Source organism: Mycobacterium sp. DL, from assembly GCF_039729195.1.
In the GTDB taxonomy this organism is placed as follows: Bacteria; Actinomycetota; Actinomycetes; order Mycobacteriales; family Mycobacteriaceae; genus Mycobacterium; species Mycobacterium hippocampi_A.
The window spans coordinates 3,673,907-3,693,546 of record NZ_CP155796.1 but is presented as its reverse complement, the minus strand read 5'-3'; the positions used below and the strand labels follow the sequence as shown (position 1 = coordinate 3,693,546).

Below are 19,640 nucleotides of genomic sequence, written 5' to 3'. Positions count from 1 at the left end.
GTTGAGCGTGGCACGCGACTATTACGGCATGCTCGGGGTGAGCACCGGCGCGAGTGATTCGGAGATCAAGCGCGCCTATCGAAAGCTCGCTCGCGAGCTGCACCCCGACGTGAACCCCGACGAGGCGGCGCAGGCGCGCTTCAAGGAGATCAGCGCCGCCTACGAGGTGCTCAGTGACCCGGAAAAGCGTCGCATCGTCGACATGGGCGGCGATCCACTGGAGTCCGCCGGGGCCGGCGGCGCCGGAGGATTCGGCGGTTTCGGTGGTCTGGGCGACGTCTTCGAGGCCTTCTTCGGCGGTGGGCCCAGCTCGCGCGGACCGACGGGCCGGGTCCGACCCGGGTCGGATTCGCTGCTGCGCATGCGGCTGGACCTGACCGAGTGTGCGACGGGCGTGACCAAGCAGGTCACCGTCGACACCGCGATCCTGTGCGACCTGTGCCAGGGCCGGGGCACCCACGGCAACTCGACGCCGGTGGCGTGCGACACCTGCGGCGGCCGCGGCGAGATCCAGACCGTGCAGCGTTCGCTGCTGGGCCAGGTGATGACGTCGCGTCCGTGTCCGGTGTGCGGCGGCGTCGGCGAGGTCATCCCGGATCCGTGCAACCGGTGCGCCGGCGACGGCCGGGTGCGCGCACGTCGCGACATCAGCGTCAAGATCCCGGCCGGGGTCGGTGACGGGATGCGCGTGCGACTGGCCGCGCAGGGCGAGGTCGGACCCGGTGGCGGCCCGGCGGGCGACCTGTACGTCGAGGTGCACGAGAAGCCCCACGACATCTTCGTCCGCGATGGCGACGACCTGCACTGCACCATCTCGGTGCCGATGGTCGACGCCGCGCTGGGCACCACGGTCACCGTCGACGCGATCCTCGACGGACCCATCGACATCACCGTCGGCGCCGGGACACAACCCGGCGCGATCACCACGCTGCGTGGCCACGGCATGCCCCATCTGCGCTCGGGGGTGCGCGGCAACCTGCACGCCCACATCGACGTCGTCGTGCCCTCCCGGCTCGACCACGAGGACGTCGAACTGCTGCGCGCGTTCAAGGAGCGCAGCAAGGGCGCGGCCGAGGTGCGCACCGCGCAGAACAACAGCAACTCGCACGGCGGCGGCCTGTTCAACCGGTTGCGCGAAACCTTCACCGGCCGCTAGCGCGCAGTGCGCAGTCTCTTCTACGTCGAAGACCTGCCCGAGGTCGGCGACCTCGCGATCGTCGACGGCGACGAGGGGTTCCATGCCGCCAACGTCCGCCGCACCCGACCCGGTGAGCACCTCGACCTGAGCGACGGGGTCGGCACGGTGGCGCACTGCATCGTCGAGGACGTCGCCAAGGGCCGGCTGTCGGCCCGGTTGCAGGATCGTCGTCTGGTGCCGCGACCCGCGCCGACGGTCACCGTGGTGCAGGCGCTGCCCAAATCGGAGCGCTCGGAGCTGGCCGTCGAGTTGGCGACGGAGGTGGGGGCGGACGCCTTCGTCGCATGGCAGGCGTCGCGCTGCGTGGCCCGCTGGGACGGGCCCGCGAAGGTCGACAAAGGGCTGCGCCGGTGGAGCGCCGTGGCGCGGGCGGCCGCCCGCCAGTCGAGACGTCCGTACGTCCCGACCGTCGACGGTGTCGTCTCCACGGCGGAACTCGTCGATCGGGTGCGCGCCGCGGCGGCGTCGACCGTGCTGATCCTGCACGAGTCCGCGACGACCGCGCTGGCCGACGTGGCGGTCGGGGAGAGCGCCGGGCTCACACTGGTCATTGGACCCGAAGGTGGCATTTCCGATGACGAACTCACCGCGCTGGCCGATGCCGGCGCCCTCCCGGTGCGGCTGGGGCCGACGGTGTTGCGGACGTCGACGGCTGCGGCGGTGGCGCTCGGCGCGCTGGGTGTACTCACGCCGAGATGGCGCTGACCACACCCCCGGGGGGTAGCTCCCGTCCCGTTCGTTAGATAGGTTAGCCTTCCCTTCTGAAGATGTACCCGAGGGCGAAGGACTCCTGATTCTCACCCGTGTGACCCGAGCGTGGATCCCGCTCGTTTTGGTGGTCGTAGTCGTCGTCGGCGGATTCACCGTATGGCGGATCCGCGGCATCTTCGGCTCCGAACAGCTGCCGACCTACGCGGGGAACATGTCCGAGGAATCGAACAAGTCCGACCCCAAGCGGGTTCGCTACGAGGTCTTCGGTCCGCCCGGCGCGGTGGCAGACATCAACTACATCGACGCCGAGGGTGATCCCAACCAGATCGTCGGGGCCACGCTGCCGTGGTCGGTCGTGGTCGAGAGCAACTCTCCGGCGATGGTGGGAAATGTTGTGGCACAAGGCGACAGCGATTTCATCGGCTGCCGGATCCTGGCTGACGACGTGGTCAAGGACGAGCGCACCGCCTACAACGTATCCGCATACATCTACTGCTTCACGAAATCCGCATGAGCCTGACCGCCCATACCGGTAGATCCGTTCGGGAACCGTCGGCGATCGCACGCTGGATTCGCCGTCTCGCCGTTCCGATCCTGCTCGGTTGGCTGCTGGTGGTGGTCGCGCTCAACGTCCTGGTGCCTCAGCTGGAGGTGGTGGCCAGCCAGAACGCCGTGTCGATGAGTCCGAGTGACGCCCCGTCGATGCAGGCGATGTCCGACATGGGTCGGCTGTTCGGGGAGTCCGACTCCGACTCCATCGCGATGATCGTCCTGGAGAGCGACCAGCCACTGGGCGACGACGCGCACACCTACTACGAGCAGCTCGTCACCAAGCTCGAGGCCGACTCCGACCACGTCCGCAGCATCCAGGACATGTGGGGCGACCCGCTGACCGAAGCCGCCGCGCAGAGTTCGGACGGCAGAGCGGCCTACGTCGCGGTGAACCTGGCCGGAAACATGGGCGAGACCGAGTCCAACGAATCGGTGGCGGCCGTCCGGGACATCGTCGACAGGTCGCCGCCTCCGCCCGGCGTGCAGGTCCACCTGACCGGGCCGGCCGCGCTGACCGCCGACGTGAACATCGCCGGCGAGAGCAGCATGCTGCGCATCCTGCTGGTGACCTTCGCGGTGATCATCGTGGTGCTGTTGTTCTTCTACCGCTCGGTCACGACGGTGATCCTGCTGCTGGTGATGGTGTTCATCCAGATGTCGGTGGCCCGCGGGCTGGTGGCGGCGCTGGGTCACTTCCAGGTCATCGAGCTGTCCACGTTCGCGGTGAACCTGCTGATCTCGCTGGCGGTGGCCGCCGGCACCGACTACGCGATCTTCCTGGTCGGCCGCTACCAGGAGGCCCGGGCCGCCGGCGCCGACCACGAGCAGGCCTACTACGAGATGTTCGGTGGCACCGCGCACGTCGTGCTCGGTTCCGGTCTGACGATCGCCGGCGCGATGTTCTGCCTGTCGCTGACCCGGATGCCCTACTTCCAGAGCATGGGCATCCCGTGCGCGGTCGGCATCCTCGCCGGGGTGGCGGTCGCGCTGACGCTCGGGCCCGCGATCGTCACCCTCGGCAGCCGTTTCGGGCTGCTGGAACCCAAGCGCGCCATGCGGATCCGTGCGTGGCGGCGCATCGGCACGATGGTGGTGCGCTGGCCCGGTCCCATCCTGGTGGCGTCGCTGGCCCTGGCTCTGGTCGGGTTGGCCGCCCTGCCCGGTTACCAGACCAGCTACGACGACACCCGCTACATCCCGGCGTCCATCCCGGCGAACGCCGGCCTGCAGGCGGCGACCGAGCATTTCTCGCTGTCGCGGATGAGCCCCGAGGTGCTCCTCGTCGAGGCCGACCGCGATCTGCGCAACCCGTCGGACTTCCTGGTCCTCGATCGGCTCGCCAAGAGAGTGTTCGGTGTCGAGGGCATCGCGCGCGTGCAGGCGCCGAGCCGTCCGGACGGGGCTCCGATCGCGCACACCTCGATCCCTTTCCTGATCAGCATGCAGGGCGTCGGTCAGCAACAGAACATGAAGCTGATGAAGGACCGCATCGCCGACATGCGAACCCAGGCCGACGACATCGGCACGACGATCGCCACGATGCGGACGATGTACTCGCTGATGACGAAGTTCTCCGCCATCACCACCGAGATGATCGACGACATGACGGAGATGCGGGACACGGTCCACCAGATCCGGGACACGATCGCCGATTTCGACGATATGTGGCGGCCGATCCGCAACTACTTCTATTGGGAGCCGCACTGCTACAACATCCCGATCTGCTGGTCGTTCCGGTCGATCTTCGACTCCATGGACGGCATCAGCCTGATGACCGACACGTTCGACAAAGCGGTGACGAACATGGCCGAGATGAAGGTGCTGCTGCCGCAGATGCTGGCGACGTTCCCGCCGATGATCGCGACCATGGAGAACATGCAGCAGATGATGCTGACGACCTACGCCACCATGGGCGGCTTCTACGACCAGATGGACGAACTGACCCGCGACTCCACGGAGATGGGCAAGGCGTTCGACTCGGCGAAGAACGACGACTCGTTCTATCTGCCGCCCGAGGTGTTCGAGAACGAGGACTTCAAGCGGGCCATGGAGAGCTTCTTCTCACCCGACGGCAAGACCGTGCGCATGCTCATCGCGCACCGCGGGAGTCCGACCACCGAGGAAGCGCTGCAGCGGGTCGAGCCGATCAAGATCGCGGCGATCGAAGCGCTCAAGGGCACCCCCCTCGAAGATGCGACGATCCAACTGGGTGGCACCGCGGCGACGTTCAAGGACATGTCCGACGGATCCAGCTACGACCTTCTGATCGCGGTGATCTCGGCGATGTGTCTGGTCCTGATGATCATGCTCGTGCTGACGCGCAGTCTGGTCGCCGCGCTGGTCATCGTCGGCACCGTCACGCTGTCACTGGGTGCGTCGTTCGGGATCTCGATCCTGATCTGGCAGCACATCATCGGCATCGAACTGCACTGGATGGTGCTCGCGCTGTCGATCATCGCGCTGATTGCCGTCGGGTCGGACTACAACCTGCTGCTGGTGTCGCGGTTCAAAGAGGAGATCCCCGCCGGGCTCAAGACCGGGATGATCCGGGCCATCGGTGGCACCGGCAGCGTCGTGACGGTGGCCGGGGTGGTGTTCGCGCTGACGATGGGATCGATGGTGGTCAGCGACCTGAAGATCATGGCCCAGGTCGGGACGACGATCGGTCTGGGGCTGCTGTTCGACACGTTCATCGTGCGGGCGTTCATGATGCCGTCGATCGCCACCCTGCTGGGCCGCTGGTTCTGGTGGCCGGTGCCGGTGCGCACCCGGCCGCTGCGTCCGCCGCCGTCGCGCCCGGTCGAGTCGACGCAGCCGATCCCGGTGGGGCCGCCGTCATAACCGTTGGGACGTGACGGGCGACGGCGCTAAACTGGGGTTTCGATTCGGCCGGACCGGCTGGAATCTGAGAGTCGAAACAGAGGAAGCAGGCAGAAAACCGCACGTGAGCCCCCGCGAGTCGAACGCCGCCTCGGACGCACCCGGAACGCCGGTCCGCAGCAGCATTACCGTTCCGCCCGACCTCGTCGTGGGCCTTCTCGGTTCCTCTGACGAGAACCTCCGCGCTCTCGAGCGCATCCTGTCCGCCGACATCCACGCCCGAGGCAACGCGATCACGCTGTCGGGTGACCCCGCCGACGTCGCTCTGGCCGAGCGGGCGATCTCGGAGTTGATCGAGGTCGTGGCCAGCGGTCAGGCGCTGAAACCGGACGCGGTGCGCCGCAGTGTGGCGATGCTGACGGGCACGGTCGAGGAGTCCCCGGCAGAGGTGCTGACGCTGGACATCCTGTCGCGTCGCGGCAAGACGATCAGGCCCAAGACGCTTAACCAGAAGCGCTACGTCGACGCGATCGACGCGCACACCATCGTGTTCGGCATCGGCCCGGCCGGCACCGGAAAGACCTACCTGGCGATGGCCAAGGCCGTCAGTGCGCTTCAGACCAAGCAGGTGAGCCGGATCATCCTCACCCGCCCGGCAGTGGAAGCCGGTGAGAGCCTTGGCTTTCTGCCCGGCACGCTGTACGAGAAGATCGATCCGTACCTACGCCCGCTCTACGACGCGCTGCACGACATGATGGATCCGGAGTTGATCCCGAAGTTGATGAGCGCCGGCGTGATCGAGGTTGCGCCGCTGGCTTTCATGCGCGGCCGCACCCTCAATGACGCGTTCATCATCCTCGACGAGGCGCAGAACACCACCGCCGAGCAGATGAAGATGTTCCTCACCCGGCTCGGCTTCGGCGCGAAAATCGTTGTGACAGGCGATATCACGCAGGTCGACCTGCCCGGTGGCGCCGCCTCCGGGTTGCGTGCGGCGATGCGCATCCTCGACGGGATCGACGACATCCACTTCGCCGAGCTCACCAGCGCGGACGTGGTCCGGCATCGCCTGGTGGCCGAGATCGTGGACGCATACGCCAAATCCGAGGAGCCGACGCTGATGAACCGGGCGCAACGCCGCTCGACGAACACCGGCAGACCGAGGCGGTAGCGGCCGACCCATGAGCATCGAGGTTGCCAACGAGTCGGGCATCGACGTGTCCGAACAGGAACTGATCAGCGTCGCCCAGTTCGTCATTCGCAAGATGGACGTCAATCCGGCCGCCGAACTGTCGATGGTGCTGCTCGACACCGCCGCGATGGCCGACCTGCACATGCGGTGGATGGATCTGCCCGGTCCGACAGACGTCATGAGTTTCCCGATGGACGAACTCGAGCCCGGCGGCAGGCCGGATGCCCCCGAGCCCGGCCCGTCGATGCTCGGCGACATCGTGCTCTGTCCGGAGTTCGCTGCCAAGCAGGCCGCCGACGCCGGGCACACGCTCGGTCAGGAACTGGCGCTGCTCACCGTGCACGGCGTGCTGCACCTGCTGGGCTATGACCACGCCGAACCCGACGAGGAAAAAGAGATGTTCGCGCTGCAGCGCCAATTGCTCGAGGAGTGGGTGGCCGATCAGGTCGAGTCCTACTACCAGGACCGGCAGATCGAGAAGGATCGCCGACTGGTGGACAAGTCGCGACTGTTCGACGAACCGTGAGCCCCGTCGGACAACTGATCAGCGCCATCGTGCTGGTTGCCTTCGGAGGGCTGTTCGCGGCGATCGACGCGGCGTTGAGCACGGTGTCGATGGCGCGCGTCGAGGAACTCGTCCGCGACGAACGACCCGGTGCGGTCCGGCTGTCGCGGGTGATGGGCGAGCGGGCGCGCTTCATCAATCTCATTGTGCTGCTTCGCATCACCTGCGAGGTGAGCGCGACGGTGCTGTTGGCGGCCTACCTGGACGGCGGCCTCGGTGTGACGTGGGGGCTGTTCGCCGCGGCGGTGATCATGGTGGTGGTCAGCTTCGTGGCGATCGGTGTCGGGCCGCGCACGGTCGGTCGACAGAACGCCTACACCATCGCACTGCTCACAGCCCTGCCGCTGCAGGCCATCTCGGTGTTGCTGCTCCCGGTGAGCCGACTGCTGGTGTTGCTGGGCAACGCGCTTACGCCGGGCCGCGGGTTCCGCAACGGCCCGTTCGCCTCCGAGATCGAGCTGCGGGAGGTCGTCGACCTGGCCCAGCAGCGAGGCGTGGTGGCCGACGACGAACGCCGGATGATCCAGTCGGTGTTCGAGCTCGGCGACACCCCGGCGCGGGAGGTGATGGTGCCCCGCACCGAGATGGTGTGGATCGAGAGCGACAAGACCGCGGGCCAGGCCACATCGTTGGCGGTGCGCAGCGGTCATTCGCGCATCCCGGTGATCGGGGAGAACGTCGACGACGTCGTCGGTGTGGTCTACCTCAAAGATCTTGTGCAGCGCACCTACAACTCGACCAACGGCGGGCGTGACACCGCCGTGTCGGACGTGATGCGCAAGGCGGCGTTCGTCCCCGACTCCAAGCCGCTCGACGCACTGCTGCGGGAGATGCAGCTCGACCGGGTTCACATGGTGCTGCTCGTCGACGAGTACGGCGCGATCGCGGGCCTGGTGACGATCGAGGACGTGCTCGAGGAGATCGTGGGCGAGATCGCCGACGAGTACGACACCGACGAGGTCGCCCCCATCGAAGATCTGGGGGACAAGTCCTACCGGGTGTCGGCCCGGTTGCCCATCGAAGACCTCAGCGAGCTCTACGACGTCGAGTTCGACGAGAACCTCGACGTGGATACCGTCGGCGGCCTTGTCGCACTCGAACTCGGGCGCGTTCCGCTGCCCGGCGCCGAGGTGATGTGGGACGGTCTGCGGTTGCGCGCAGAAGGAGGTCCGGACCCACGGGGCCGAGTACGGATCGGCACCGTCCTGGTCAGCCCTGCCGAACCGAACGCCGACGACGACGGAGAAGAACGCGAGTGAACGAGCTGAGTCCCGAAGACCAGAAACTGGTGGTGCTCGCCCGCGGCGCGATGGCCCGGGCCGAGGCGGCAGGCGGCGCGGCGGTCCGCGACGCCGACGGCCGCACCTACGCCGGAGCCCCCGTCGTGTTGAGGTCGCTGGAGTTGACGGCACTTCAGGCGGCGGTTGCCGCCGCGGTGTCCAGCGGTGCCAGCGGCCTCGAGGCCGCGGTTCTCGTCGGCGGATCGTCCGACGACCCCGGCGTCTCTGCGGTGCACGACCTGTCCGGTGACGCCGAGATCATCGTCACCGACCGGTCAGGCGCGGTGCTGTGACCGAATTCCGTTCGGGCTTCGTCTGTTTCGTCGGCAGGCCGAACACCGGGAAGTCGACGCTGACCAATGCGCTGGTCGGCACCAAGGTGGCGATCACGTCGAACCGGCCACAGACCACCCGACACACGATCCGGGGCATCGTGCATCGCGACGACTTCCAGATCGTGCTGGTCGACACCCCCGGCCTGCACCGCCCCCGCACACTGCTGGGGCAGCGCCTCAACGATCTGGTCAAGGGCACCTACTCCGAGGTGGACGTGATCGGGATGTGCATCCCGGCCGACGAGAAGATCGGGCCGGGGGACCGGTGGATCCTCGAGCAGATCCGCGCCGTGGCCCCGCGGACCACGCTGGTCGCGGTTGTCACCAAGACCGACAAGGTGTCCCGGGAGCGGGTCGCCGAACAGCTCGTGGCGGTCAGCGAACTCGTCGGCCCCGACACCGAGATCGTGCCGGTGTCGGCGACCTCCGGCGAGCGACTCGACGTGCTCGTCGACGTGCTGGTCGCCCAACTGCCGCCGGGTCCGGCGTTCTACCCCGACGGCGAGCTCACCGACGAACCCGAGGAGACGCTCATCGCCGAGCTGATCCGGGAGGCGGCGCTGGAGGGTGTCCGCGACGAGTTGCCGCACTCGCTGGCCGTGGTGATCGACGAGATGGAACTGCGACCGGACCGCCCCGAAGATCAGCCCCTGATGGACGTGCACGCCATCCTCTACGTCGAGCGCGACTCCCAGAAGGGCATCGTGATCGGCAAGGGCGGCGAGCGGCTGCGTGAGGTGGGCACCGCCGCCCGCACGCAGATCGAGAAGCTGCTCGGCACCAAGGTCTATCTGGACCTGCGCGTCAAGATCGCCAAGAACTGGCAGCGCGATCCCAAACAGCTGGGCCGGCTGGGCTTCTAGCCGGGTTGGCCGTAGACGGCGACGACGACGCTGCGGTCCAGGCTGTTCTCCGACCACACGCCGATCTGGGTGTTCGCGCAGTTCGCCATGATCGCGAAGTAGTCAGGCCGGTGGTACCACTGGTTGATGATCTCGGTGCCGCTGATGGCCAGTGCCGGGTTGATCGCGACGGTCTCGGAGACCGCGCCCACGAACCCGGCCTTGTTGGCACGATCCTGAGCGGTGGATCCGTCGGACCCGATGTCGCCGTTCAAGGCGCGGTTGCGGAGCACGTCGTTGGTGTGCCACTGAGCGGCCAGCCGGAGTTGCGGGTTGATCTTGATCTCGGTTTCGCAGTCGTTCTTGTGCTGGACCGTGTAGACGTTGACGACGACGCTTTCGTTCAGGCGCCGGTTGTCGGCGTGCGCGTCGGGCATCGCCGCGATCCCGGCGCCGACGAGCAGCACTGCAGGTAGAGCGCGTGTGATCTTGGTGACGGACACAGTCGGGACATTACGCGACCTCGTCTGCGAGCGAGTGCGGAGCGCTCAGATTCGTGGTGTGCTCGGGCTCTGTCCGGTCGCGGGTGTCCCACCAGATCGCCGGTTCCCGCGAAGCCCAGCCGTTGATGGCCTCGAGCGCGGCGGCTAGCGACACCAGCAGCGGTTCGCTGTTCGCCGGGCCCATCAGCTGCACCCCGATGGGCAGTCCGTCGGAGGTGAATCCCGCGGGCACGTTGATCGACGGCCAGCCGAGCAGGTTCCAGGCCCAGGTGGCCGGGCAGGCGCGAATCATAGTGCGATCGGTGGCCAGGCCGCTGAGCTGGTCGAAGGCGTCGATCTTCAGCGGTGGCTGGGCGGTCGTGGGCGCCAGCACGACGTCGGCCAGGTTGAAGATCCACCCGATCCGCCGCTGCGACGCCGCTTCGTGGGCGCGGGCCTTGCGCAGGACATGCTGTGACAGCAGCCGACCCATCCGGGCATTCGACACCGTGCGTTTGTCCAGGTTCACGCCGTAACCCAGGCGATCGACCCACTCCGGGATGCCGGCGGTCGACCGGGCCAGGAAGTTCCACGACATGCGCAGGTCGTAGTCCGGGTCGGCTTTCACCATGGTGTGGCCGAGCTGTTCGAGTTGGCCCGCGACCGCCTCGAGCGCCGAGCGGATCTCGGGATGCAGGCCTGCCCGGAACACCGTGAACGGAAACTTGGTGGACATCGCGATGCGCAGCGGCCCCGGCGCGCGCGACACGTAGTCCGACGCCTGCACCGGTGGTGGCTGGTGCAGATCCCCGGGGGCGTTGCCCGAGGCCGCGTCGAGCACCAGCGCCGCATCGGCGACGGTGCGGGCCAGCACACCGTTGACCGTGATGCCGTTGAACGCCTCGGGCAGCGGCCAGGTCGAGATGCGACCACGCTGCGGCTTGATACCGACCAGGTGGGTCCACGCCGCCGGGATCCGCACGCTGCCTGCCCCGTCGGAACCGATCGCCGCCGCCACCAGGCCCGCCGCGACGGCGGCGGCGCTGCCGCCGGACGAACCACCCGGGGTGTGCCCGGCCGACCAGGGGTTGCGCGTATGTCCGAACGCGGGCCCGCTGGTGAACGGCCACTGGCCCAGCTCGCAGGTGTTGGTCTTGCCGACGATCACCGCACCCGCGGCCCGCAGCCGCCGAACCACCTCGGCGTCGGCATCGGCGATCCGCACCTCGCCGTCGGCACCGAACCGGGTGGGCACACCGGCGATGTCGACGTCGTCCTTGACCGCGATCGGGATGCCCAGCAGCGGAAACTTCGAAATATCCTGGCCCGCCTTGCGTTTGCGATCGGCTTCGGCCGCGTCGGCGAGGGCCTGGTCGGTGAGCACCACGCGGAAGGCGTTGAGTGTGGCCTGGCTGGCCTCGATGGCTTCCAGCGACCCGCGGACCAGGTCGTCGGACGTGGAGGCGCCACTCGCCAGCTGGTACAGCTGGCGGGTCAGGGTGGGGAAACGGGTGCGGTAGCGGTTCGACTCGGCCATCACATACGAGAGTATCGGCGCTGCGGATCGGTTTTCGTCAGTTGGCAGTGGGACACTGGCCGAATGCGTCTGTATCGGGATCGAGCGGTGGTGTTGCGCCAGCACAAGCTCGGCGAAGCCGACCGCATCGTGACCCTGCTCACGCGCGATCACGGCCTGGTGCGGGCCGTGGCCAAGGGGGTACGACGGACCCGCAGCAAGTTCGGCGCGCGGCTGGAACCGTTCGCGCACATCGATGTTCAGCTGCATCCGGGCCGCAACCTCGACATCGTCACCCAGGTCCAGGCGATCGACTCGTTCGCCTCGGACATCGTCAGCGACTACGGCCGTTACACCTGTGCGTGTGCGGTGCTCGAAACCGCCGAGCGGCTGGCCGGGGAGGAGCGCGCCCCGGCGCCCGCGCTGCACCGGTTGACCGTGGCGGCGCTGCGGGCGGTGGCCGACGCCAACCGGCCCCGTGAACTCGTTCTGGACGCGTATCTGCTGCGCGCGATGGGGATCACCGGATGGGCGCCGGCATTGACCGAATGCGCCCGGTGCGCGACACCGGGCCCGCACCGGGCGTTCCATGTCGCAGCGGGCGGCAGCGTGTGTGTGCACTGTCGGCCGTCCGGGTCGGCGACGCCGCCGCAGGGTGTGCTGGACCTGATGGCCGCGCTCTACGAGGGCGACTGGGAGCATGCGCAGGCCTCCTCGTCCCAGCACCGCAGCCAGGCGAGCGGGCTCGTCGCGGCGCATCTGCAGTGGCATCTGGAACGGCAGCTGCGGACGTTGCCCTTGGTGGAGCGTGTGTACCGGGCGGAGCGCAGCGCCGGGCCGCCCAGCTACCGGGCGGAGCGGAGCGCCGGGCAGGGCATCAGGCAGGATGAAGCGCATGGCCACCAAGCGGACGGGGAAGAACCGCTACCCGCAGCTGCCCCCGGCGCCTGACGACTATCCGACCTTTCCCGACAAGTCGAACTGGCCCGTCCTCTTTCCCGAGTTGCCCTCGCGCACCAACGGCAGATTCGCCCGACCGCCGCAGCACACGTCGAAGGCCGCCGCGCCGCAGATCCCGGCCGACCAGGTCCCCTCGCACGTCGCTGTGGTGATGGACGGCAACGGGCGGTGGGCCACCCAGCGGGGGCTGGGCCGCACCGAGGGCCACAAGATGGGCGAGGCGGTGCTGATCGACATCACCTGCGGCGCCATCGAGATCGGCGTCAAGCACCTGACGGTGTACGCGTTCTCCACGGAGAACTGGAAGCGCAGCACCGAGGAGGTCCGTTTCCTGATGGGCTTCAACCGGGAGGTGGTGCGCCGTCGGCGGGAGAACCTCAACGACATGGGCGTGCGGATGCGCTGGGTCGGCTCACGGCCCCGGATGTGGCGCAGCGTCATCAAGGAGTTCGACATCGCCGAGCAGATGACCGTCGACAACGACGTCATCACGATCAACTACTGCGTGAATTACGGTGGCCGGACCGAAATCGTCGAGGCGGCGCGCCAACTCGCGCAGGAAGCGGTGGACGGCAAGGTCAACCCCGGCCGCATCAGTGAGGCGATGTTCGCCAAGCACCTGCATCGTTCGGACATCCCCGACGTCGACCTGTTCATCCGGACCTCGGGGGAGCAGCGCGCGAGCAACTTTCTGCTGTGGCAGGCGGCCTACGCCGAGTTCGTGTTCCAGGACAAGCTCTGGCCCGATTATGACCGCCGCGACCTGTGGGCGGCCTGCGAGGAATACGTTCATCGCAACCGACGCTTCGGCAGAGCCGAATGATGAGCCTGAGCGGCAGAGCCGAATGATGTGCCTCAGCGGCAGAGCCGAATGATGAGCCTGAGCGGCCGGGCCTGAATGGACCTCAACGAGCGGCTCACGAAGGTTCTCGAAGAGACCCTGCCCGTCACCCACGAGGGCGACGGGGCGCTGACGGTGCATCACGACGACACGTTCGCCTCGCTGCGGGTCGTCACCATCGCCCAAGACCTCGACCTGGTATCGCTGACGCAGATCCTGGCGTGGGATCTGCCGCTGGACAGCAAGATTCGCGCCCGCGTCGCCAAGCACGCCCACGACACACTGCTGGGAACGGTGTCGCTGGTGGAAAAGATCGGCACGGCCGGGGGCGGGGCCAAGAAGACCGGCGACGTGCTGCTGCGGTACAACTTCCCGGCTGTCGGGCTCACCGACGATGCGCTCCGTACGTTGATCCTGATGGTGCTGGCCACCGGCGCCGACGTGCGGCGCGCGCTGATCGCCTGACCGCGCAGGCGCGGGGGCTAGGGTCTCAGGGGTGCGTACAACGGTCGTCATAGTCGGTGTGGTCGTCGCTCTGTTCGGTCTGCTGTTCTCGCTGCAGGGCCTCGGGGCGGTCGGCGGCAGTCCGATGAGCAACACCACCACGTGGTCGGTTCTCGGACCGATCATCGCCATCGTCGGCGTGGTCATCGCGCTTGTGGGCTGGCGGAGTCGCAGGCGCTAGTTCTCCGACGAGGCCGCTGCGGCGCACTTGCTGCAGAGGCCGAAGATCTCGATCGTGTGGCTGACGTCGGAGAAGCCGTGCTCGCGGGCGATCTCGGCGGCCCAGGTCTCGACCTGACCGCCCTGGATCTCGATGGTCGACCCGCATGCCCGGCACACCAGATGGTGATGGTGGTGCTCCGAGCAGCGCCGGTAGACCGACTCGCCGGTATCGGTACGCAGCGTGTCGACGGCCCCGGTCGCCGCCATCTGCTGCAGCGTGCGGTAGACGGTGGTCAGGCCGATGCCGTCACCTTGCTTACGGAGTTCGTCGTGCAGTTCCTGGGCGGACCGGAAATCATCGAGGTTCTCGAGCAATGCCGCAATGGCCGCGCGTTGACGGGTCGCCCGGACAGCACCCGTCACCGGTCCTCCTCCGCGGCATGCGTCACGGCGGCGATGACGATGTCCGCCAGATGGTGATCGACCAAGCGGTACAACACTTCCCGGCCCGAGCGTGCTCCGTCCACCACGCCTGCCGCCTTCAGTATCCGCAGATGCTGGCTGACCAGCGGTTGGGGAACGTCCAAGGCGTCCACCAGTTCGTGGACACACCGCGCCTCTTCGCGAAGCTGCAGCACGATGGCGATGCGGACGGGCGCGGCCAGCGCGCGCAGCAGATCACCTGCCGTGTCGAGCACCGCTCGCGGTGGTAGCTCGGGCGGCGGCGTGCCGGTGTGATCGTGGCCGGCCGGCGAATCAGGCATAGTGGAAACGGTTTTCATTATGGGCCACGATACATGCATGAGTTCGCATGTCAACCGGGGAACCGCGCAGGGACCACCCGATGGTCCTCGCTAGGCTGTGGACCCGTGGCCTCCATCATCGACACCGTTGCAAACCTGGCCAAACGCCGTGGGCTGGTGTTCCAGTCCGGTGAGATCTACGGGGGGACCAAGTCCGCCTGGGATTACGGTCCGCTCGGCGTCGAGCTCAAGGAGAACATCAAGCGGCAGTGGTGGCGCTCTGTGGTGACCGGACGCGACGACGTCGTGGGCCTCGACAGCGCGATCATCCTGCCGCGCCAGGTCTGGGTGGCGTCGGGGCACGTCGAGGTGTTCAACGATCCGCTGGTCGAATGCCTGAACTGTCACAAGCGGCATCGCCAGGACCACATGCAGGAGAACTACGCCGCCAAGAAGGGCACGCGGGACACCGCCGTGGATCCGGACTCGGTGCCGATGACCGAGATCGTCTGCCCCGACTGCGGCACCAAGGGGCAGTGGACCGAGCCGCGTGACTTCAACATGATGCTCAAGACCTATCTCGGACCGATCGAGTCCGAAGAGGGTCTGCACTATCTGCGCCCGGAGACCGCGCAGGGCATCTTCGTCAACTTCGCCAACGTCGTCACCACGACACGCAAGAAGCCGCCGTTCGGCATCGGCCAGATCGGCAAGAGCTTCCGCAACGAGATCACCCCCGGCAACTTCATCTTCCGCACCCGGGAGTTCGAGCAGATGGAGATGGAGTTCTTCGTCGAACCGTCGACGGCCCCGGAGTGGCACAAGTACTGGATCGACACCCGACTGCAGTGGTATGTCGACCTCGGTATCGATCCCGAGAATCTGCGGCTCTACGACCATCCGAAAGAGAAGCTGTCGCACTACTCCGACGGCACCGTCGACATCGAGTACAAGTTCGGTTTCGCCGGCAGCCCGTGGGGTGAGCTGGAAGGCATCGCCAACCGGACGAACTTCGACTTGTCGACGCACTCAAAGCATTCCGGCGTCGATCTGTCGTTCTACGACCAGGCCAACGACACCCGTTTCGTGCCGTATGTGATCGAACCTGCCGCGGGGCTGACCCGGTCGCTGATGGCCTTCCTCGTCGACGCCTACCACGAGGACGAGGCGCCCAATGCCAAGGGCGGTGTCGACAAGCGCACCGTGCTGAAGCTCGATCCGCGGCTGGCGCCGGTCAAGGCTGCGGTGCTGCCGCTGTCCCGGCACGCCGACCTGTCGCCGAAGGCCCGCGATCTGGCGGCCGAACTGCGCAGGTCGTGGAACATCGAGTTCGACGACGCCGGTGCGATCGGCCGCCGCTACCGCCGCCAGGACGAGATCGGCACCCCGTTCTGCGTGACGCTGGACTTCGACTCCCTCGACGATCACGCGGTGACGGTGCGCGAGCGCGACGCCATGACCCAGGAGCGGGTCGCGATCTCGGAGGTGTCGAACTACCTGGCTGTGCGCCTCAAGGGCTGCTGACTCCCGGGGGCTGCTGACGTCCGCCGGAGCGGACCAGAACCGTCCGCCGTCCGCCGGAGCGGACTAGAACCGCCCGCCGCCGCCGCCGAACCCGCCGCCACCACCACCGCCGCCGCTGAAGCCGCCTCCGAACCCGCCGCCGCCGAAGCCACCGAAGCCGCCGCGCATGGCGCCGGAGAGCACGTTGCCCAGCAGGATGCCGCCGATCACAGCGCCCATCTGTCCGCCTCCGCCACGGCCACCGCCGCCGCCGTACGGTCCGTTGAAGTGGCGCTGGGCGTTGGTGACGTCGGCATTGGCCAACGACTGGGCCTGGGCGGCCAGCATCGCGGCGCCGTTGGCGTGCGCGGTGGCCTCGGTCAGGTTCGTGGCGCGCTTGTCCCGCGCGGCCTGCAGCTGCCGCACCGCCTCCGAGAGCCGGGTGCGCGCTTCGGGCCCCACGACACCGCGACGGGTGTCGATGTAGTCCGACACCGATCGGACCCGCGACTGGGCGTTGAACAACGCCTGGTCGTAGGTGCGGCTGAGACGCTCGGTGGTCTCGCGCTCCTGGGCGACCTCGGCCAGCAGCCGGTCCAGCTCGGCGTCGGCTTGGGTCAGCCGGGTGAACGCACCGAGTGGATCGGCGTTGCCCGCGCTCTGCGCATGCGACACCGCCTGCACCGCGGCGTCGCGGGCGGTGCTCAGCGCGGTGGCCACCGCGACATCGCCCTGTGCCAGCTGGGCGCCCGCCTGACTGATGCCGTTCTGGATGTCGGCGATCACCGCGGGCAGGCCGGCCACCGCTCGGTTGATGTCGGTGGCGGCACTGTCCACGGCGTCGAGCAGGGTGCGGGCTTGCCCGAGCGAAGCCTCGGCGGCGTGGATGGCGTCGATCAGACCGCCCTGCCGGCCGGCGGGCCGCGAGACCAGATCGCGGCCGGTGTCGATGTTCTGCTCGGCGAACGCCAGCCGCTGCCTGGCTTCCTCGATGTTGTCGGACACCGAAACCAGTGCGGTCTCGGCGAACTGGGAACTGAGCCGGGCCAGCGTCTGCTCGGCCGGGGTCAGCCGGGCGGTCAGGTCGATCATCTGCTGGGTGAGCGTGTCCAGGCGGCTGGGCGCGTTGATCAGCAGGTCGCGCAGCTGGGCGAAGGCCTCGCGCTGGGCTTCGAGTTCCCGGTCGGCTTTCGCGGCGGCGACGATCACCCGCGTCAGCAGGTCGCGACGCTGTTGCGGAGTCTCGGGCACGGCGTCGTCGAGGATGTGCCGCACGTTGAGCGCTTGGGCCAGGGTGGTCTTGGCGTTGGTCACTGCGCGGGTGAACGCCGCGGTGTCGCGTTCACCGAACTCCTCGACCGCCAGCGCCAGTTCGCTCTCGCTGGTGCGTACTTCGTTGTCCACCTCGACGACGATCTTCTTGGACAGCTCGTCGAGCGCGTCGATCGGCACCTGTGCCAGCGCGTTGGGGTCGGATGGGTCGACCCGCTGCGCTGCGGCGAACTCGGCCTCCCGGCGCTTGCGCCGCCTCCTGCGCGACCACAGCCACAGCACGAACACCGCGACGGCCATGATCGCCATCACGATGGCGAAGGCGACCCACGAAACCCCTGAGCCCGACCCCGATGCCTCGGTGCCCAGACCGTCTGCGGCGGCGACGGCTGCGCCGGCGAAGTCGTCGTCGCGCAGCGCCGGTTCGATCACGTCGCGTTGCAGGGCCTGGGTCCGCGAATCGGACATGATCGCCAGCGGCACCTGAAACGCGTAGGAGCGATCCACGGTAGCGACCGCGAGCAGGGCGTCGCGGTCGCCGAAGTCGCTGAGCTGCATTGTGCTTCGTGCCCAGCCGACAGCCCCCTGGTCGAACGTGTCGACGTAGACCACCCACAGCCGGATGCGCTCCTCGTCGTACAACTGCGTGACGGCGGCCTCCACCTGCGCACGCTCACTGGCGGACAGCGCGCCCGACTGGTCGGTGACGTAGTCCGGGATGCGGAACGGCGGCTCGGCGGCAACACCCGGGGCGCAGAGCAGTCCGGCGGTGAGGACGGCGAGCAACAGGGCGAACAGGCGGGCGGGACGCATGACCGCCAATCTAGTGCCGCGGGCCACCAGGGCAGCGATTACTCCGCGTTCGGCCTGGCAGACTGTCCGTCGGTGCCTACTGATCTCACCCCGCGTGATCCCTACAGCGAGTTCGACCGCCAGCGTCTGGTGGTCGAACCGCCGAAGGCTGCCGCCCTGCCGGGCACGGGGGCCGAGCATCGGACCGACTTCGCTCGAGACCGCGCGCGGGTCCTGCACTCGGCGGCGTTGCGTCGGCTGGCCGACAAGACCCAGGTCGTCGGCCCACGGCAGAGCGAAACGCCGCGGACCCGGCTGACGCACTCCCTTGAAGTGGCCCAGATCGGCCGGGGCATGGCGGTCGGCCTCGGCGCCGACCCTGACCTGGTCGACCTGGCCGGGCTGGCGCACGACATCGGCCATCCGCCGTACGGGCACAACGGGGAGCGCGCCCTCAACGAGCTCGCCGAGGCCTGCGGCGGGTTCGAGGGCAACGCGCAGAACTTCCGCATCCTGACCCGGCTGGAGCCCAAAGTGCTTGACACACAGGGTGACGAGCCACGCAGTGCAGGACTGAACCTGACCCGCGCCGCTCTGGACGCGGTGACCAAGTATCCGTGGTACCGGTCCGCAGAAGGGGGCAAGTTCGGTTTCTACGCCGACGACGCAGCGGCCGCAGCCTGGGTGCGCGGCGACGCACCCGACCGCAAACCGTGCCTGGAGGCCCAGATCATGGACTGGGCAGACGACGTCGCCTACTCCGTGCACGATGTCGAGGACGGGGTGATCTCGGGTCGTATCGACCTGCGCGTCCTGGCCGACGACGACGCGGTGAGCGCGCTGGGCCGGCTGGGACAGTCGCACGGAATGGGTGGTGGACTGGCGGCGGCCGATCTGATCGAGGCGGCCGAGCGGTTGTCGGTGCTGCCTGCGGTCGCCGCGGTCGGCAAGTACGACGCCACACTGTCGGCCTCGGTGGCGTTGAAGACGATGACCAGTGAGCTGGTGGGCCGATTCGCATCGTCGGCCATCGCCGCGACCCGCAACGCTTCGGGTTCGCAGCGGTTGGTGCGCTACCGGGCCGACCTCGAGGTGCCCACGGTGGTGCGCGCGGAGGTGGCGGTGCTGAAGATCCTCGCGCTGCAGTTCATCATGTCCGATCCCCGGCATCTGGATCTGCAGGCGGAGCAGCGCGACCGGATCGACGCGGCGGTGCAGTTCGTGCTGACGGGGGCGCCGGCGACGCTGGACCCCCTGTTCGTTCCGGACTTCGACGCCGCCGACGACGATGCCGCGCGGTTACGGGTGGTGATCGACCAGGTGGCGTCCATCACCGAGGGGCGTCTGGAGCGGCTCGAACCCGCGTAACG

General features: G+C 68.0%; 20 protein-coding genes. 15 read left to right on the top strand and 5 right to left on the bottom strand.

Features of this window, described 5'->3' with window-relative positions; all coding sequences use genetic code 11:
* The first annotated feature begins 7 nt into the window (after positions 1 to 7).
* From dnaJ to era, 9 genes are all read left to right on the top strand, one after another.
* Positions 8 to 1,156, top strand: a complete 1,149-nt coding sequence (gene dnaJ, locus ABDC78_RS17595; protein WP_178359873.1) for a molecular chaperone DnaJ — start codon at positions 8 to 10, stop codon at positions 1,154 to 1,156.
* Between the two features lie 6 nt (positions 1,157 to 1,162).
* A complete protein-coding gene (locus ABDC78_RS17590) occupies positions 1,163 to 1,903 on the top strand; it encodes a 16S rRNA (uracil(1498)-N(3))-methyltransferase (protein ID WP_178359874.1) in 741 nt (246 codons plus the stop codon).
* Positions 1,904 to 2,003: 100 nt separating this feature from the next.
* Positions 2,004 to 2,423, top strand: a complete 420-nt coding sequence (locus tag ABDC78_RS17585) for an MmpS family transport accessory protein (protein WP_178359875.1) — start codon at positions 2,004 to 2,006, stop codon at positions 2,421 to 2,423.
* Positions 2,420 to 5,302 carry an RND family transporter gene (locus ABDC78_RS17580; RefSeq protein WP_178359876.1) on the top strand — a complete coding sequence of 961 codons (2,883 nt, stop codon included), beginning with the start codon at positions 2,420 to 2,422 and terminating at the stop codon, positions 5,300 to 5,302. Before ABDC78_RS17585 ends, ABDC78_RS17580 begins: the two co-directional genes overlap by 4 nt.
* A 103-nt stretch (positions 5,303 to 5,405) precedes the next feature.
* The gene (locus tag ABDC78_RS17575) at positions 5,406 to 6,452 is read left to right on the top strand and encodes a PhoH family protein (RefSeq protein ID WP_178359877.1); all 1,047 of its coding nucleotides are present in this window, start codon (positions 5,406 to 5,408) and stop codon (positions 6,450 to 6,452) included.
* Between the two features lie 10 nt (positions 6,453 to 6,462).
* Positions 6,463 to 6,999: an rRNA maturation RNase YbeY gene (ybeY, locus tag ABDC78_RS17570; RefSeq protein ID WP_178359878.1), complete on the top strand. Its 537-nt coding sequence runs from the start codon at positions 6,463 to 6,465 to the stop codon at positions 6,997 to 6,999.
* Positions 6,996 to 8,297 (top strand): hemolysin family protein, encoded by a 1,302-nt coding sequence (locus tag ABDC78_RS17565; RefSeq protein ID WP_178359879.1) that lies wholly within the window; start codon positions 6,996 to 6,998, stop codon positions 8,295 to 8,297. The genes ybeY and ABDC78_RS17565 overlap by 4 nt, the downstream gene beginning before the upstream one ends.
* The gene (locus ABDC78_RS17560; RefSeq protein ID WP_178359880.1) at positions 8,294 to 8,611 is read left to right on the top strand and encodes a cytidine deaminase; all 318 of its coding nucleotides are present in this window, start codon (positions 8,294 to 8,296) and stop codon (positions 8,609 to 8,611) included. The genes ABDC78_RS17565 and ABDC78_RS17560 overlap by 4 nt, the downstream gene beginning before the upstream one ends.
* Complete coding sequence (gene era, locus ABDC78_RS17555; RefSeq protein ID WP_178359881.1) at positions 8,608 to 9,516, top strand: GTPase Era; 909 nt, start codon at positions 8,608 to 8,610, stop codon at positions 9,514 to 9,516. Before ABDC78_RS17560 ends, era begins: the two co-directional genes overlap by 4 nt.
* Here the strand turns inward: era and ABDC78_RS17550 are convergent.
* Together ABDC78_RS17550 and ABDC78_RS17545 are read right to left on the bottom strand one after the other, a co-directional pair.
* Entirely contained in the window at positions 9,513 to 9,932 is a 420-nt protein-coding gene (locus ABDC78_RS17550; RefSeq protein WP_256736193.1) for a CAP domain-containing protein, read from the bottom strand. The two genes, era and ABDC78_RS17550, sit on opposite strands and share 4 nt — an antisense overlap.
* A 76-nt stretch (positions 9,933 to 10,008) precedes the next feature.
* A complete protein-coding gene (locus ABDC78_RS17545; RefSeq protein ID WP_178359883.1) occupies positions 10,009 to 11,514 on the bottom strand; it encodes an amidase in 1,506 nt (501 codons plus the stop codon).
* Between the two features lie 63 nt (positions 11,515 to 11,577).
* On the opposite strand from ABDC78_RS17545, the gene recO reads away from it, so the two are divergent.
* The 4 genes from recO to ABDC78_RS17525 all read left to right on the top strand — a co-directional run bounded on the left by recO (position 11,578) and on the right by ABDC78_RS17525 (position 13,979).
* Positions 11,578 to 12,444 (top strand): DNA repair protein RecO, encoded by an 867-nt coding sequence (gene recO, locus ABDC78_RS17540; RefSeq protein ID WP_178359884.1) that lies wholly within the window; start codon positions 11,578 to 11,580, stop codon positions 12,442 to 12,444.
* A complete protein-coding gene (locus tag ABDC78_RS17535; RefSeq protein ID WP_347133121.1) occupies positions 12,380 to 13,276 on the top strand; it encodes a decaprenyl diphosphate synthase in 897 nt (298 codons plus the stop codon). Before recO ends, ABDC78_RS17535 begins: the two co-directional genes overlap by 65 nt.
* A gap of 75 nt (positions 13,277 to 13,351) precedes the next feature.
* On the top strand, positions 13,352 to 13,759 hold the full coding sequence (locus ABDC78_RS17530; RefSeq protein ID WP_178359886.1) for a hypothetical protein: 408 nt from the start codon (positions 13,352 to 13,354) through the stop codon (positions 13,757 to 13,759).
* Positions 13,760 to 13,790: 31 nt separating this feature from the next.
* Positions 13,791 to 13,979, top strand: coding sequence for a hypothetical protein (locus tag ABDC78_RS17525; protein ID WP_178359887.1), 189 nt, complete (start codon positions 13,791 to 13,793; stop codon positions 13,977 to 13,979).
* Here ABDC78_RS17525 and ABDC78_RS17520 read toward each other — a convergent pair.
* Both ABDC78_RS17520 and ABDC78_RS17515 read right to left on the bottom strand, forming a co-directional pair.
* Positions 13,976 to 14,383, bottom strand: coding sequence for a Fur family transcriptional regulator (locus ABDC78_RS17520; RefSeq protein WP_178359888.1), 408 nt, complete (start codon positions 14,381 to 14,383; stop codon positions 13,976 to 13,978). The two genes, ABDC78_RS17525 and ABDC78_RS17520, sit on opposite strands and share 4 nt — an antisense overlap.
* The gene (locus ABDC78_RS17515) at positions 14,380 to 14,724 is read right to left on the bottom strand and encodes a metalloregulator ArsR/SmtB family transcription factor (RefSeq protein WP_256736172.1); all 345 of its coding nucleotides are present in this window, start codon (positions 14,722 to 14,724) and stop codon (positions 14,380 to 14,382) included. Before ABDC78_RS17515 ends, ABDC78_RS17520 begins: the two co-directional genes overlap by 4 nt.
* Positions 14,725 to 14,829: 105 nt before the next feature.
* On the opposite strand from ABDC78_RS17515, the gene ABDC78_RS17510 reads away from it, so the two are divergent.
* Complete coding sequence (locus ABDC78_RS17510; protein ID WP_178359890.1) at positions 14,830 to 16,227, top strand: glycine--tRNA ligase; 1,398 nt, start codon at positions 14,830 to 14,832, stop codon at positions 16,225 to 16,227.
* Positions 16,228 to 16,290: 63 nt separating this feature from the next.
* Here ABDC78_RS17510 and ABDC78_RS17505 read toward each other — a convergent pair whose 3' ends face one another.
* Positions 16,291 to 18,291, bottom strand: coding sequence for a TPM domain-containing protein (locus ABDC78_RS17505; protein WP_178359891.1), 2,001 nt, complete (start codon positions 18,289 to 18,291; stop codon positions 16,291 to 16,293).
* 72 nt (positions 18,292 to 18,363) lie between these two features.
* On the opposite strand from ABDC78_RS17505, the gene ABDC78_RS17500 reads away from it, so the two are divergent.
* Positions 18,364 to 19,638, top strand: coding sequence for a deoxyguanosinetriphosphate triphosphohydrolase (locus tag ABDC78_RS17500; protein ID WP_178359892.1), 1,275 nt, complete (start codon positions 18,364 to 18,366; stop codon positions 19,636 to 19,638).
* Positions 19,639 to 19,640: the final 2 nt, after the last annotated feature.